This is a genomic window from Marinobacter lacisalsi (genome assembly GCF_042651045.1).
GTDB lineage: Bacteria > Pseudomonadota > Gammaproteobacteria > Pseudomonadales > Oleiphilaceae > Marinobacter > Marinobacter lacisalsi.
In genome coordinates, this window is sequence record NZ_JBHSDI010000011.1 from 58,106 (window position 1) to 71,650 (window position 13,545).

Annotated in this window: 11 protein-coding genes and 2 tRNA genes; 7 read left to right on the forward strand and 6 right to left on the reverse strand. The window is 58.8% G+C overall.

The window, feature by feature from the left end:
* Positions 1–83: 83 nt before the first annotated feature.
* On the reverse strand, positions 84–2,489 hold the full coding sequence (locus tag ACFOZ5_RS07740) for a bifunctional diguanylate cyclase/phosphodiesterase (RefSeq protein ID WP_379886459.1): 2,406 nt from the start codon (positions 2,487–2,489) through the stop codon (positions 84–86).
* A 296-nt stretch (positions 2,490–2,785) separates the two neighbouring features.
* Between ACFOZ5_RS07740 and ccoM the strand changes: the two genes are divergently transcribed.
* Entirely contained in the window at positions 2,786–2,923 is a 138-nt protein-coding gene (ccoM, locus tag ACFOZ5_RS07745) for a cytochrome c oxidase subunit CcoM (RefSeq protein ID WP_379886460.1), read from the forward strand.
* Between the two features lie 7 nt (positions 2,924–2,930).
* Here the strand turns inward: ccoM and ACFOZ5_RS07750 are convergent.
* The 3 genes from ACFOZ5_RS07750 to ACFOZ5_RS07760 form a co-directional block, all read right to left on the reverse strand.
* Positions 2,931–3,006, reverse strand: a tRNA-Glu gene (locus tag ACFOZ5_RS07750).
* Between the two features lie 112 nt (positions 3,007–3,118).
* Entirely contained in the window at positions 3,119–4,027 is a 909-nt protein-coding gene (locus ACFOZ5_RS07755) for a TIGR01777 family oxidoreductase (protein WP_379886461.1), read from the reverse strand.
* Entirely contained in the window at positions 4,017–4,397 is a 381-nt protein-coding gene (locus ACFOZ5_RS07760; RefSeq protein ID WP_379886462.1) for a sirohydrochlorin chelatase, read from the reverse strand. The genes ACFOZ5_RS07755 and ACFOZ5_RS07760 overlap by 11 nt, the downstream gene beginning before the upstream one ends.
* Before the next feature lie 87 nt (positions 4,398–4,484).
* Here ACFOZ5_RS07760 and ACFOZ5_RS07765 point away from each other — a divergent pair, with 87 nt between their 5' ends.
* The 4 genes from ACFOZ5_RS07765 to ACFOZ5_RS07780 all read left to right on the forward strand — a co-directional run bounded on the left by ACFOZ5_RS07765 (position 4,485) and on the right by ACFOZ5_RS07780 (position 8,151).
* Positions 4,485–5,099 (forward strand): DUF924 family protein, encoded by a 615-nt coding sequence (locus ACFOZ5_RS07765; protein WP_379886463.1) that lies wholly within the window; start codon positions 4,485–4,487, stop codon positions 5,097–5,099.
* Positions 5,100–5,220: 121 nt separating this feature from the next.
* Positions 5,221–5,296 (forward strand) — tRNA-Gly (locus ACFOZ5_RS07770).
* Between the two features lie 108 nt (positions 5,297–5,404).
* Positions 5,405–6,199 carry an MOSC domain-containing protein gene (locus tag ACFOZ5_RS07775; protein WP_379886464.1) on the forward strand — a complete coding sequence of 265 codons (795 nt, stop codon included), beginning with the start codon at positions 5,405–5,407 and terminating at the stop codon, positions 6,197–6,199.
* Positions 6,200–6,216: 17 nt separating this feature from the next.
* Positions 6,217–8,151, forward strand: a complete 1,935-nt coding sequence (locus ACFOZ5_RS07780) for an ATP-binding cassette domain-containing protein (protein WP_379886465.1) — start codon at positions 6,217–6,219, stop codon at positions 8,149–8,151.
* Positions 8,152–8,185: 34 nt separating this feature from the next.
* Here ACFOZ5_RS07780 and ACFOZ5_RS07785 read toward each other — a convergent pair whose 3' ends face one another.
* The gene (locus ACFOZ5_RS07785) at positions 8,186–8,617 is read right to left on the reverse strand and encodes a universal stress protein (protein WP_379886466.1); all 432 of its coding nucleotides are present in this window, start codon (positions 8,615–8,617) and stop codon (positions 8,186–8,188) included.
* Positions 8,618–8,784: 167 nt separating this feature from the next.
* Positions 8,785–9,597: a hypothetical protein gene (locus tag ACFOZ5_RS07790; protein WP_379886467.1), complete on the reverse strand. Its 813-nt coding sequence runs from the start codon at positions 9,595–9,597 to the stop codon at positions 8,785–8,787.
* Positions 9,598–10,019: 422 nt separating this feature from the next.
* On the opposite strand from ACFOZ5_RS07790, the gene fadB reads away from it, so the two are divergent.
* Both fadB and fadA read left to right on the forward strand, forming a co-directional pair.
* Positions 10,020–12,167, forward strand: coding sequence for a fatty acid oxidation complex subunit alpha FadB (gene fadB / locus ACFOZ5_RS07795; RefSeq protein WP_379886468.1), 2,148 nt, complete (start codon positions 10,020–10,022; stop codon positions 12,165–12,167).
* An 85-nt stretch (positions 12,168–12,252) separates the two neighbouring features.
* The gene (gene fadA, locus ACFOZ5_RS07800) at positions 12,253–13,428 is read left to right on the forward strand and encodes an acetyl-CoA C-acyltransferase FadA (protein ID WP_379886469.1); all 1,176 of its coding nucleotides are present in this window, start codon (positions 12,253–12,255) and stop codon (positions 13,426–13,428) included.
* Positions 13,429–13,545 lie beyond the last annotated feature (117 nt).

A 13,545-nucleotide genomic window follows, 5' to 3' on the forward strand; every position in this document is an offset into this window, starting at 1 on the left:
TTGCTGTGGTTCGTTGTTGCGTTGCGACTTTACAAGCTTACCGGCGGCTGCGGGGCATGAACAGGCCCCGGGTCCGGCAAACGCTAATGTCCCCGGAGCCAGGTCAGAAAATCGGCATCGGGAACGGGGCGGCTGTAGTGGTAGCCCTGGACGAAGTCGCAGTCGTTGGCGATCAGGAAGTCGCCCTGGGCCTCTTCCTCGACGCCCTCGGCCACGACCGTCAGATTCAGGCTGTGGGCCATGCTGATGATGGCCTTGACCAGGGCCGAGTTGTCATTGGAGGCCAGCACGTCGGCCACAAAGGACTTGTCGATCTTGAGCACATCAAACGGATAACTCTTCAGATAGCTCAGCGCCGAGAAGCCGGTCCCGAAATCGTCAACCGACAGTCTTATACCGGCTGAATCCAGTTCCTGGAGGATGGCTGCAGCCTCAATGCTGTTGTCCAGTAGCAGGCGCTCGGTGATCTCCAGTTCCAGCCGTTCGGCCGGCATATTGATAGCACTCAGGATCTGCAGGGTGGAATGCACGAATTCAGGATCCCGGAACTGCCTGGGCGATACATTGACCGCGATATTCAGTGCCTTGCCCGTGGCTTCCTCCCAACGTTTGGCGGCGGCGCAGGCCTGCTCGAGTACCCAGCGCCCAATGGGAATGATCATGCCGGTTTCTTCCGCCAAAGGAATAAACCGGTCCGGCATGACCAGCCCCATGACGGGGCTGTTCCAGCGCAGCAGGGCCTCGGCCCCTGTGACCTGTCCATCCGCGGCACTGATAATGGGTTGGAACCACAATTCAAACTCCTCCAGCTCCAGCGCCCGACGCATGCGGGACTCCATCTGAAGCCGTTCATGGGACAGTTCTTCCATTTCCGGGGCAAACCGTTCCCAGGCACTTTTGCCCTTGTGCTTGGCCTCATACATGGCGGCATCGGCATTCTGGAGCAGGGTGCCGGTTTTATCGGAGTCCGACGGGTAAATGGCAATGCCGATACTGGTGGTGACGAAGACTTCCTGGCCGTTCAGCAGGAAAGGAGCGCCAAAGCCTTTCAGTATGCGGTCGGCGACCTGTTCGGCCCCACTTTCGTCCTTCAGGCCCGGCAGCAATACCAGAAACTCATCGCCACCGAGCCTTGCTACCGTGCTGGTGCCCCGCAGGCAGGACGAAATCCGTCGTGAGGCCTCCACCAGCAGGGTGTCGCCGGCATCATGACCCATGGTGTCGTTAATGTGCTTGAAGTTGTCCAGGTCCAGAAACATGACACCGACCAGGGCGTTCTCCCGTTGTGCCTGGGCAACGGCCAGTTTCAGGCGGTCAAGGGCCAGCATTCGGTTGGGCAGGCCGGTGAGTACGTCGTAGTTTGCCTGCCGGAGCAGTTGTTGCTCGTAGCGCTTGCGAATACTGATGTCTTCGCCGATGACCAGGAAGTGGCTGATGCGGCCGCTTTCATCCTTGATCGGTGAGACCATGAGCTGTTCCCAGTACCGCTCGCCGTTGCGGCGAACGCTGTTGACTTCACCCTGCCAGACACCCACGCGCTGGACCTGAATGCGGATGGTCTGCCACAGGTGCTGACTGTCGCGGGCGGCACGGGCGCCCAGGGCAAGGTCGCCGGGGCGCTGGCCGAGAGCCTGTGTGGGCTGGTAGCCGGTAAGCTGGCTGAACTTGTGGTTGACGAACTGGATCTTCCATTGGCGGTCACAGATCATCACCGAGGAGGGGCTCTGTTCCACCGCCATGGACAGTTTCCGTATTTCCTCCTCGTCCTGCTTGCGCCGCTCAAGGTCGTCTTTCAGCCGTTCGCGCATCTGGTTGAAGGCGTCGGTGACCTGACCAAGCTCGTCATTTCGGTGGCGGCTGGTATCCGCGCGTTCCAGGGTCAGTGGCTGGTCCAGGTTGGTCAGGGAGAAACGGCGGGCATAACGGGCCATATGACTGAGGTGCCTGGTCACCATCACCTGGAAGATCCAGACAATGAGGATGGACGTCAGGAAGGTTTTTACGAACTGGGTGGCAATGGTGATCCATATCTTCTGTTCCAGTTCGCGATAGGTACGTTCCAGCGAGGCGGTCACGGTCAGCCTGCCCAGTTCGGTGTCCAGGGTGTCGTTATGCCAGATATCGAAGCTGTGCTCCCGGGTAGCGGTTTTGCGCTCCGGCTGTTCGCCCATGACCAGTTCCGAGTCCGGGTAGATCATCAGGCGCAGGTGGATGATATCGGGCAGGGAGAGGATGCCCTCCAACTGCACATCCAGAAGGTTTCGATCGAGGGCCCAGAGGCTTCGTGACAGGCTGGAACGGTACCCGCTCTCCACCACCTGGAAACGCTCCTCAATGGCGGAAACATCCTTATGAAAATCACTGTAGATCTGCAGCCCGGATGCGAATAGCGTGAAGACGGAACTGAACAACAGGATATACGTCAGCAAACGGAACGACAGGGGCGAGCCGCGACGGAATTGCTGGAGGCGCGAAAGTGGTCTGAGCATCCTGTTTGACTGAACTGCTTCCTGTATGCATTGCCGGCGCGCCAGGAACTGCTGGTGCCGATGGAGGCTCACGCTACAGACCGGAACATGGTTTTCGGCGTGGCCAATGAAAATATAGCAGCCAGTTCAGGAAATTGTGTCCTCTACGCCGTAGAAAGCGAGAAAAATTCAAAGGGTAGGCGGGTACAATCCGCTTGATGCAGGTCAAGACCGGACCGCCGGGGCGAGAGTAGTCTGAAACTGAACGCAGGGTTTGAGAACTACAGAGTTGTCACTGGTCGAAGAGGAGACCTGTTATGTATATGGACGGAGTTGTCATTGCCGGGGTGGGAACCGTACTGCTAATGGTCGGCTTCATGGCCGCCGTAGGATGGTTTGTGGTGCATGATGCCAAAACCAGAGCCACCGACAAGCACAAGAATCAGGGCCATTGAGAAAGAGTGGCGTCCCCTAGGGGGTTCGAACCCCTGTTGCCGCCGTGAAAGGGCGGAGTCCTAGGCCACTAGACGAAGGGGACGCATTTCTCAAACCGTTGCCTCGTCGAGGTGGCGCGTATATTAAGAATGCGCCTTGCGGGTGTCAACTCTTACACCCGAAAAAATGTCAGATTTCTTTACTCTCAATGCACCTTATTTGCCCAGTGCCTCCTTCAGGGCAGGCTTCAGTTCGGGCCAGGTGAAGCGGAAGCCCTCCTGTTCAAGACGTTCCGGCGTGGCCCTCTGGCCGGTCAGCAGCAGGCGTGACATCTCCCCCAGCGCCAGTTTGAGGACGGTTGCGGGGACCGGGAACAGGGCGGGGCGCCCCAATACGTCCGCCAGGGTGCGGGTGAAGGTACGGTTGGTGACCGGGTTCGGGCTGACCACATTGTAGGGCCCGCTGGCCGACTCCTCTGACAGCATCCAGAGGATCGCATTGACCACATCCTGCCGGTGGACCCATGGCATATACTGGCTGCCATTGCCAATACGACCACCGAGCCCGAGCTTGAAAGGCAGGACCATCCGCTCCAGGAAGCCGCCCCCGGAACCTGCCACCACACCCGTTCGCGAGTAACAGACCCGAACCCCCTGATCGGTCAGAGGCGAGGCGGCTTTTTCCCAGTCGGCACAAAGGCGGTGGCTGAATTCGTCATTGGGTGCGCTCTTTTCGGTGACGATGGCCTCGCCCTGGGCGCCGTAGTAGCCCACGGCGGACCCGGACACCATGACGTGGGGCAGCTTTTCATGGCTGAGCAGGGCCGAGACCAGCTCCCGGGTCAGGGCGATGCGGCTGTCCCGCAGCACCTGCTTGCGGGGTTCGGTCCAGCGTTTTTCCGCAATGCCCTCACCGGCGAGGTTCACAACCGCGTCATAACCGGGGCGTTCACCGAGCCCGGTAAGATGGCGAATGGGGGTGACGCGGCCACAGATGGCGCGTACATCCTCCGGTTTCTGCCGGCTGAGCACGTCCACTTCGTAGCCGGCTTCAAGCAGGTTAGGGCACAGCACCCGGCCAATAAAGCCGGTGCCGCCGGTGACCAGTATGCGTTTATCCGTCATGGCTCTGCTCCAGGCTGCTCTGCACAATTTCCTTCAGGGCGTCGCCGAGTCGCGGGTCTTCACCAATGGGGGGCAGCAGGGTGATGTTGATGCCGTGGCGCTGCCGGTAGTCGTCCAGCATTGCCGGAACGTCCTTGCGAAGATGGCGGCCGGCGGCCAGAAACAGTGGCACCACCTGAACGTGGGTGATCCCTTCGGCAGCGGCCTTCCCAACCTCATCCTCCAGGGAAGGCGTTGCCAGCTCCATATAGGCTACCCTGGCTTCGGGGAGGGACCGCAGGGTCGGGGCGGCCAGTGCCTCGAAGGTTTCGCACCAGCGGCGGTCGCTGCTGCCGTGGGCCAGTAATAGAATCCGTGTGGCTGCCGTCATGGGTAGTAGCGCTCCTTTGGGTTGAACTGTTTTCAGTGTATAACTGCGTGTTTGCGACTGCGAATTCCAATGTCTTCCGGAGTTATTATGTTCGCCTGGCACGAGTTATTGGATTTCTGGTTTGGTTCACTGGATGAAAATGGACTGCCGGACCGTGAGCACCGCGAGCGCTGGTTCCGCTCATCCAGGGCATTTGACCAGGAAATCCGGCGCCGTTTCATTTCCATGGTGCTGTTTGCCTCGGAGAACGGACTGGAGCAATGGCGCCAGGAGGCGGGCGGACGGTTGGCGGAAATCATCCTGCTGGACCAGTTTACCCGTCATATCCATCGGGGTGGGGCGATGGCGTTTTCCAACGACCGCAAGGCGGTGACACTGTGTCTGGAAGGGCTCAATGAAGGTGCTGATGTGCGCCTGGAACCGATTATGCGAGCGTTCTTCTATATGCCCTTGCAGCATGCGGAAAAGCGACCTCATCAGGATCGTTCAGTGGAGCTCTATGAGCAGCTGGCCGCCGCCAATGATGGTCCGCTGGGGGTATTCCTCGGCAGTTTCCTGGAATCCGCCCGCAATCACCGCTCGGTGATTCAGCGTTTTGGCCGCTTCCCGCATCGGAACGCGGCCATGAAACGACCTTCGACCCCGGAGGAGAAGGCCTACCTGAATGCCGGCGCCAGCACCTTTGGTCAGAATCCGACCTGATGAGAAGACGGGGCTGGCTTATCCCTGAACGCTGCAAAGAAAATTTCATGAAAACGGTTGACGGCTGCGGACCGATCAGTAGAATACGCAGCCGTTGAGAGGTTGCAGTCCTCACAACCAAGCGGGAATAGCTCAGTTGGTAGAGCACAACCTTGCCAAGGTTGGGGTCGCGAGTTCGAGTCTCGTTTCCCGCTCCAGATTCCGAAAACCCGGCCAGAAAGGCCGGGTTTTTTCGTTTCAGGGCCCTCAGCTTTCCCTGACTTCAGTATACTGGCGCGGTTCCCTTAGCCGAGGCCATCTATCCCATGCCAATGAACATCAGAGCGCTATATTACTATCCGGTCAAATCTCTGGCGGGTGTCGCCACCTCCGAACTTCGTCTGGACCGTTTCGGGCCGGTCGGGGATCGGCGATGGATGCTGGTGGACGAGGAAGGCCGGTTTGTCACCCAGCGCAAGTATCCTGCATTGGCCAGGATCCGGCCTCACCTCAGGGTTGAGGGACTGTTTCTGGATATTCCTGGTCAGGGCGAGGTCGAGGTCAGGGTCGGTGAGGTAATACGTCAGGTGACCATCTGGCGGGATCAGGTCGATGATGTGCTGGAGGCTTTCCCGGGTGCGTCAAACGCCGTGTCGGCGTTTCTTGGTAGCCCCGTGACACTGGTTCATATGCCCGATTCCGTCACCCGTCCCGTCCGACATGAGCAGTTGCAGGCGGAGCACCCGGTCAGTTTTGCGGATGGGTTTCCGTTTCTGGTGACCAACCAGGCGTCTTTGGACGATCTTAACCGGCGGATGCCCTGGCTGGCTGAGATGCGGCGCTTCCGCCCCAATGTCGTGGTTGAGGGTGCGGGGCCCTGGGAGGAGGATCACTGGAAGACAGTGGCGCTTGGCGAAGTGCCTGTGCAACTGGTCAAGCCCTGTAGTCGCTGTATCATGACCACGGTGGACCCCGACACCGGTGAGCGATCGCCGGACGGGAACCCCCTGAAAGTCCTGTCGGGCTTTCGTCGTACCGAGAACGGCGTCATCTTCGGCGCCAACGGTGTACATCTGGATACCGGTACTCTCCGTGTCGGGGACCCGGTTACCGTCAAATAATAGGAGTCGTTCCGTTCATGCCACTGCTGACCCTGGAAGAAATTTCGTTGGCCTACGGGATGCAGCCACTGCTGGATCATGCCTCATTGGTGGTGGAGCCGGGAGAGCGGGTGTGCCTGCTGGGCCGTAATGGTGAGGGTAAGTCCACCCTGCTGAAGATTATTGCGGGGGAGGTTACGCCCGACGGTGGTGTGGTCCGCCTGGACAGCGGTGCCAGGTTGTCGGTACTGCCCCAGATGCTGCCCTCGGATGATACCCGTACGGCCTACGAGGTTGTTTCAGGCGCCTTTCCTGAGACTGGCGAGCTGCTGGCTGACTTCCATCGCCTGTCCCAGCAGGCAGACGAGGCCAGCCTGGACCGTATGATGAAGGTGCAGGAGCGACTGGAGGCACTGGATGGCTGGCGTCTGGATCAGAAGGTGAGCGCGATTCTGGAGCAATACCGGATTGACCCCGACCAGACCCTGAATACCCTGTCGGGTGGCTGGCAGAGACGGGTTCTGCTGGCCAGGGCGCTGGTCTCTGAACCGGACATCCTGTTGCTGGATGAGCCCACCAACCACCTGGATGTGCCGGCTATTGCCTGGCTGGAGGAAGCGCTGGGGCAGTTCCGCGGGGCGATCATCTTCGTGTCCCACGACCGGGCCTTTATCCGCCGCATAGCAACTCGAATCGTTGAGCTGGACCGGGGCAACCTGGTGAGCTTTGCCGCCACCTATGACCGCTATCTGGACCTCAAGGAAAAGGCCCTGGAAGAGGAGGAGCGTCAGAATGCCCTGTTCGACAAACGGCTGAAACAGGAAGAGGCGTGGATCCGCCAGGGCATCAAGGCACGGCGGACGCGAAATATGGGCCGGGTGCGGGCGCTCAAGGCCATGCGGGAAGAGCGTCAGAAACGTCGGGAGCGGGTGGGGACGGCCAGCTTCTCGGTCGAGGATGCCTCGCGGTCGGGCAAGCTGGTGGTGGATGCCATCAATGCTGGCTTCCGGTATCCGGATGGAAAGGCTGTTATCCGCGACCTGACCATGACCATCCTCAGGGGCGACAAGATTGGCCTGGTGGGCGAAAACGGGACCGGCAAGACCACACTGGTCCGCCTGCTGCTTGGCGATCTGGAACCATCTGAAGGGCGTATCCGGCTGGGCACTAACCGCCAGGTAGCCTATTTCGACCAGTTGCGTGGTGAGCTGGACCTGGATCGTACCGCCCTGGACAACCTGTCCGAAGGGCGGGAATTCATCGAGATCAACGGTCAGCAGAAACATGTCCTGGGATACCTGCAGGAATTCCTGTTCACGCCCGAGCGTGCCCGGTCACCGGTCAGGGTGTTTTCCGGTGGTGAGCGTGCGCGGCTGTTACTGGCGAAGCTGTTCAGCAAACCGGCCAACATACTGGTGCTGGATGAGCCCACCAACGATCTGGACGTGGAAACGCTCGAGCTGTTGGAGGCGCGCCTGGTGGAATTCGCCGGCACTGTGATCGTGATCAGTCACGACCGGGAATTCCTCGATAACATCGCGACCGATACGGTGTTTCTGGATGGCTCCGGCCTGGTGCGGGAATACGTGGGCGGCTATACCGACTGGCGCCGCCAGGGTGGGCGGTTTCCGTCAGAAGAAAGTCCGGCCCGGTCCAGGGCGTCGGCAGGCAAACAGAATACCGAAGCGGACACCCGTGACCCGGATGCCGGTGCCAAACCGGCAGCAGCGCGACCCGCCAAGCTGAGTTACAAGCTCAAGCACGAGCTGGAACAGTTGCCCCGTCAGATTGAAGAGCTCGAGTCCGGGGTGGAGGCACTGAACGACAAAGTGTCGGCGCCGGATTTCTATCAGCAGGACCCGGAAACCGTCGATCGCGTACTCAAGGAACTGACGGATACGGAAACCAGGCTGGAATCGGCCATGAATCGCTGGCTGGAACTTGAGGAGATGCAGGCCGGGGGGCAGGGCTGACGTTATCTGCCAGCCCTGGCCCCCCGGCAGGGAATCAGTTGATCCGCAGGGCCAGAACATCGCATTTGGCGCCATGGAGCACACCATTCGCGGTGGAGCCCAGCAATAGTTGGATGCCCCTGCGGCCATGGCTTCCCACGATCACCAGGTCGACCGCCTTGTCTTCGCTCAGGTGGTGTATTTCCGATTCCGGCCTGCCCACGGTGACAATCTGGTTTTCTTCAGCAATGTTGTATTCCTTGCCGTAGGCCGCCAGCTGTTCCCGTGCTGCCTTGTCCAGCTGATCCTGCAGCTCGCTCAGATCCATGGGAATGTCACCGCCGTAGGCGTATCCCACAGGTTCCACGACGTGGGCCAGCAACAGCTGCGCTTCGTGCTGTCTGGCAATCTCAACCGCCTTCTTCAGCACCTGCGGGGCTTCCTCCGTGAGGTCTATAGCCACCAGTATCTTGTTGTACGCGGACATAGTGAAAAGCTCCTTTCGGGTAGGGCAGATGGGAACCCATTGAATGATTCAGGGATTTACCCACTACTTTAGGTAAATATACACCACTGTAAACTGACTGTGGTCAAATAAACGAAAACGGGCCACCCTTTGGGTGGCCCGCTGACTATGGATAACGGTACCGCGTATCAGGCGTTCTGAAGAGAAGTTACCGCCATGTTGAACTCTTCAAGAATGGCCCGGGAATAACGTTCAATCACAAAGATCACGTTTTGCTTGTTATAGTTGATATAGGAGTCTTTAATGAAACCCCATTTGGTCTGGATTTCGACCGCTGTCTGCTGGAGTTCACCTTGCCCGACAGAGGCGACGAATTCACTGATCAGGGCGTCCAGCTCCTGTGCCTGCTGATCCAGTGGCGCGAGACCGGATGCCCCCTGGAAAGTCTGGGTTACCGGGCTGTAGGAACGGGCGGCGTAGCGTGACAGCATCTGCGCCATCAGCACCGAGGCTGAGCGTGCCGTTTCCACCTGTGGCTTGATCGTTGTCTGGGAGCTCTCCCGGGCCTGCGTATAGACTTCCTGGGCAACGTTGCTCATCTTGACCGCCTGGTTGGCCATTTCGCCCACCAGCCGCAGATCAGGATAGCCGATCTCGGTTACGTCGCTGACGTTTTGGGCCATAAGCTGGCTGAAGGTGTTGAACTCGGTCCTGAGAGAGGCCACCTGTTCCGAGCTCAGAACATTGGCGCTGCTTTCGGAGACTGCCTGCAGGTTGCGGGTAGCTTCGCCCATCAATTCCCTGATGGTGCCTTGTGCGGAGGCGTCGCCGGTTGCGCTGTAACGGTAATAGTTGCTCAGGGCCATGAAGTTGTTGAGGCGGAACTCGTGGAGTTCACGCAGAAAATCGGAGCCTTCGTCGGCCTGGGCCGGGAAGGAGCTGACCAGCAGCAGAACCAACGCTGCCAGTACAGAATGGATTCGGAGGCGAGAGTCATTCATTGGGGCGTTACTCCATAGCTGTGCGCTTTCTTATTGGAATGGACGGGATCCACGTCACAAAGCTAAATTAAGCGCTACGGCCAATCAAGCAGTTTGTTACAGATTGCGACCCCGTTCCGTGATTTTACCGAATTTTGCAGTTTTGCCGGAAACTTAGGCAGTTGTCTTCACGTGCATTTTACGATGTTAGTTAACCTGATGTCACAAATTCGTTGACAAAATCGAAGTTTTTTCACAAGGTGTGCCCTCCAGATTCAAACGACTGTATGAATTTGAATCGAACCATGCGGCGCCGGGTTTCCTGTAGAAGGAAATGAGTAGCCGGGCGATGCACCAGGGCAGTGACCGAAAATCCGCTGTAACGCCGGTTCCGGCGCGGTCGGAACAGGGCACAGCAATCAACACAGACTGGAGATCAGTTGATGATTTACGAAGGTAAAGCCATCACAGTAAAAGAGATCGAAGGCGGAATTGCGCAACTGAACTTCGACTTGCAGGGCGAGTCAGTCAACAAGTTCAATCGCCTCACCATTGAGGAACTGCGTGCTGCCACCGATAAACTGAAGGCACAGACCGGCCTCAAGGGCCTGGTGGTAACCAGTGGCAAGGACAGTTTCATTGTCGGCGCGGACATCACCGAATTTACCGAGCTGTTCGCCGGTCCCGAAGAAGACCTGATCAACAACAATCTCACTGCCAACGCTGTATTCAACGACATTGAGGATCTGCCTTTCCCCACCGTGACCTGCATTAACGGCATGGCGCTGGGTGGTGGCTTCGAGATGGGCCTGGCGACCGATTACCGGGTAATGGATGACAAGGCAAAAGTGGGTCTGCCGGAAGTCAAGCTGGGTATTTTCCCGGGCTTTGGCGGCACCGTTCGCCTGTCACGCCTGATTGGCGTTGACTATGCCATCGAATGGATCTGCATGGGTTCCGAGAACCGTGCCGATAAGGCGCTGAAGACCGGCGCTGTTGATGCGGTGGTGCCGGCCAGCAAACTGCTGGACGCCGCCCGGGCGATCATCGACCAATGCAACGACGGCAAGCTGGACTATCAGGCCCGTCGCGAGGAAAAGAAAGGCAAGATCAAGCTGAACAACATGGAAAGCATGATGGCCTTCGAGACCTCCAAAGGTTTTGTGGCCGGTCAGGCGGGCAAGAACTATCCCGCGCCGGTGGAGGCCATCAAGGTCATGCAGAAGCATGCCGGGCTTACCCGTGACAAGGCGATTGAGGTAGAAGCCAAAGGTTTTGCCAAAATGGCGAAGACCAATGTTGCAGCCTGCCTTGTTGGCCTGTTCCTGAATGACCAGAAGCTCAAGGCCAAGGCCAAGCAGTGGGAAAAAGAAGCCGCTGACGTCAAGCAGGCGGCGGTTCTGGGTGCCGGCATCATGGGGGGTGGTATCGCCTACCAGTCTGCCTACAAGGGCACGCCCATCCTGATGAAGGATATCAACGAAGACGGTATCGCCCTGGGCCTGAAAGAGGCCAAGAAACTGCTCAGCAAGCGCGTTGCCAAGGGCAAGATGAAGCCAGAGCAGATGGCGGACGCCCTGAACAACATCCGGCCAACGCTGACCTACGGCGATTTCGGCAACGTCGACATCGTTGTCGAGGCGGTTGTCGAGAACGTCAAGGTGAAGGATTCGGTGCTGCGGGAAGTGGAAGACCAGGTCTCCGAGGACACCATTGTCACCTCCAACACCTCTACCATTTCCATCGATACCCTGTCCAAGAACCTGAAACGCCCGGAAAACTTCTGTGGCATGCATTTCTTCAACCCGGTACCGATGATGCCGCTGGTTGAGGTTATCCGCGGCGAGAAAACCAGTGATCGGGCCATTGCCACCACCGTTGCCTACGCCAAGGCCATGGGCAAGACGCCGATTGTGGTCAACAACTGCCCGGGCTTCCTGGTGAACCGGGTACTGTTCCCGTACTTCGGCGGCTTTGCCGGTCTGGTACGCGATGGTGCCGACTTCCAGCGGGTCGACAAGGTCATGGAAAACTTCGGCTGGCCCATGGGCCCGGCCTACCTGCTGGATGTGGTGGGCATGGACACCGGCAAGCACGCCAACGAAGTGATGGCGGAAGGCTTCCCGGACCGCATGAAGACCGACTGGAAGTCCGGCATCGACGTGATGTTCGAGAACGACCGGTACGGTCAGAAGAACGGCAAGGGCTTCTACGCCTACGAGGAAGACAAGAAAGGCAAGCAGAAGAAGGTGGTAGACGAAGAAACCTATAAACTGCTTGAACCTGTGGTCAAGGAAAAGAAAGACCTTACCGACGAGGATATCATCGCCCGCATGATGATCCCCCTGTGCATGGAAACCGTTCGCTGCCTGGAAGACGGCATTGTCGAGGAGCCGGCGGATGCGGATATGGGCCTGATCTATGGCATCGGCTTCCCTCCGTTCCGCGGTGGCGCCCTGCGCTACATCGATGATATGGGCGTCGACAAGTTCGTCGAGCTGGCAGACAAGTATGCAGACCTGGGTCCGTTGTACCACCCGACCGAGAAGCTGCGTGAAATGGCCAAGAACGGCGAGACGTTCTTCGGTTGAACCCCAGGGGAGCCCCTGAGCGCCAGACACTCTTCGGCGCGAGTTCAGGGGCGACTGAACGAGATTTCCGAACGGAGAAAGATCTATGAGCCTTAATCCGAGAGACGTAGTGGTAGTGGATTGCGTGCGGACTCCGATGGGTCGCGCCAAGAACGGCTGCTTCCGCAACGTTCGCGCAGAGACGTTGTCCGCCGCGCTGATTGATGCACTGCTGGAGCGTAACCCCAAGGTCAACCCGAAAGACGTGGAAGACGTGATCTGGGGTGCGGTCAACCAGACCAAGGAGCAGGGTTTCAACGTGGCCCGCCACATCTCCCTGCTGACCAAAGTACCTCACGAAGCAGGTGCCCAGACCGTGAACCGCCTGTGCGGCTCGTCCATGACCGCGATCCACACCGCGGCCCAGGCGATTCAGACCGGCAACGGCGACGTGTTCGTGATCGGCGGTGTCGAGCACATGGGCCACGTTCCCATGACCGAAGGCTTCGACCACAACCCGGCGTCGTCAAAGTACTCTGCCAAGGCGTCCAACATGATGGGCCTGACCGCAGAAATGCTGGCGAAAATGCACGGCATCAGTCGTGAGCAGCAGGACGAGTTTGGCGCTCGTTCTCACCGTCTGGCCCATGAGGCGACCCTGGAAGGTCGTTTCAAGAACGAGATTGTGCCCATCGAAGGTCACGACGAGAACGGTTTCGTGAAGCTGATTGAGGATGACGAGACCATTCGTCCCGAGACGACTGCGGAGTCCCTGGGGCAGCTGAAGCCGGCTTTTGATCCAAAGCAGGGCACCGTCACGGCGGGTACGTCCTCCCAGCTGACCGACGGCGCGTCAGCCATGTTGATGATGTCCGCCGAGAAGGCCCAGGATCTTGGGCTGACTCCGATCGCGAAGATCCGTGGTATGGCTGTTGCCGGTGTTGACCCCGCCATCATGGGGTATGGCCCGGTACCTGCTACCAAAAAGGCGCTGAAGCGTGCCGGTCTGACCATCGACGACATCGATTTCTGGGAGCTTAATGAAGCGTTCGCCGGGCAGTCCCTGCCGGTGCTGAAGGACCTCAAGCTGCTGGATGTAATGGACAAGAAGGTCAACCTCAATGGCGGCGCCATCGCTCTTGGGCATCCGCTGGGATGCTCCGGCGCGCGGATCTCCACCACCCTGCTGCATATCATGCAGGCCCGTGGTGGCGATCTGGGCGTATCCACCATGTGTATTGGCCTGGGTCAGGGTATCGCTACCGTCTGGGAGCGTATCTGACGCCCCGTCGTGGCTGCGGTGTTCCGGGCTGAATCCCTGAGCGACCAGCCTGGAAGCCGCACCGATCAAGCCCGGCCCCGTGCCGGGCTTTTTCATTAGGACTTGTAAAAAGGAGCA

Coding starts and splice junctions, on each gene's coding strand:
- ACFOZ5_RS07740 (WP_379886459.1), bottom strand. CDS start 2,489: ATGCTCAGACCACTTTCGCGCCTCCAGCAATTCCGTCGCGGCTCGCCC.
- ccoM (WP_379886460.1), top strand. CDS start 2,786: ATGTATATGGACGGAGTTGTCATTGCCGGGGTGGGAACCGTACTGCTA.
- ACFOZ5_RS07755 (WP_379886461.1), bottom strand. CDS start 4,027: ATGACGGATAAACGCATACTGGTCACCGGCGGCACCGGCTTTATTGGC.
- ACFOZ5_RS07760 (WP_379886462.1), bottom strand. CDS start 4,397: ATGACGGCAGCCACACGGATTCTATTACTGGCCCACGGCAGCAGCGAC.
- ACFOZ5_RS07765 (WP_379886463.1), top strand. CDS start 4,485: ATGTTCGCCTGGCACGAGTTATTGGATTTCTGGTTTGGTTCACTGGAT.
- ACFOZ5_RS07775 (WP_379886464.1), top strand. CDS start 5,405: ATGCCAATGAACATCAGAGCGCTATATTACTATCCGGTCAAATCTCTG.
- ACFOZ5_RS07780 (WP_379886465.1), top strand. CDS start 6,217: ATGCCACTGCTGACCCTGGAAGAAATTTCGTTGGCCTACGGGATGCAG.
- ACFOZ5_RS07785 (WP_379886466.1), bottom strand. CDS start 8,617: ATGTCCGCGTACAACAAGATACTGGTGGCTATAGACCTCACGGAGGAA.
- ACFOZ5_RS07790 (WP_379886467.1), bottom strand. CDS start 9,597: ATGAATGACTCTCGCCTCCGAATCCATTCTGTACTGGCAGCGTTGGTT.
- fadB (WP_379886468.1), top strand. CDS start 10,020: ATGATTTACGAAGGTAAAGCCATCACAGTAAAAGAGATCGAAGGCGGA.
- fadA (WP_379886469.1), top strand. CDS start 12,253: ATGAGCCTTAATCCGAGAGACGTAGTGGTAGTGGATTGCGTGCGGACT.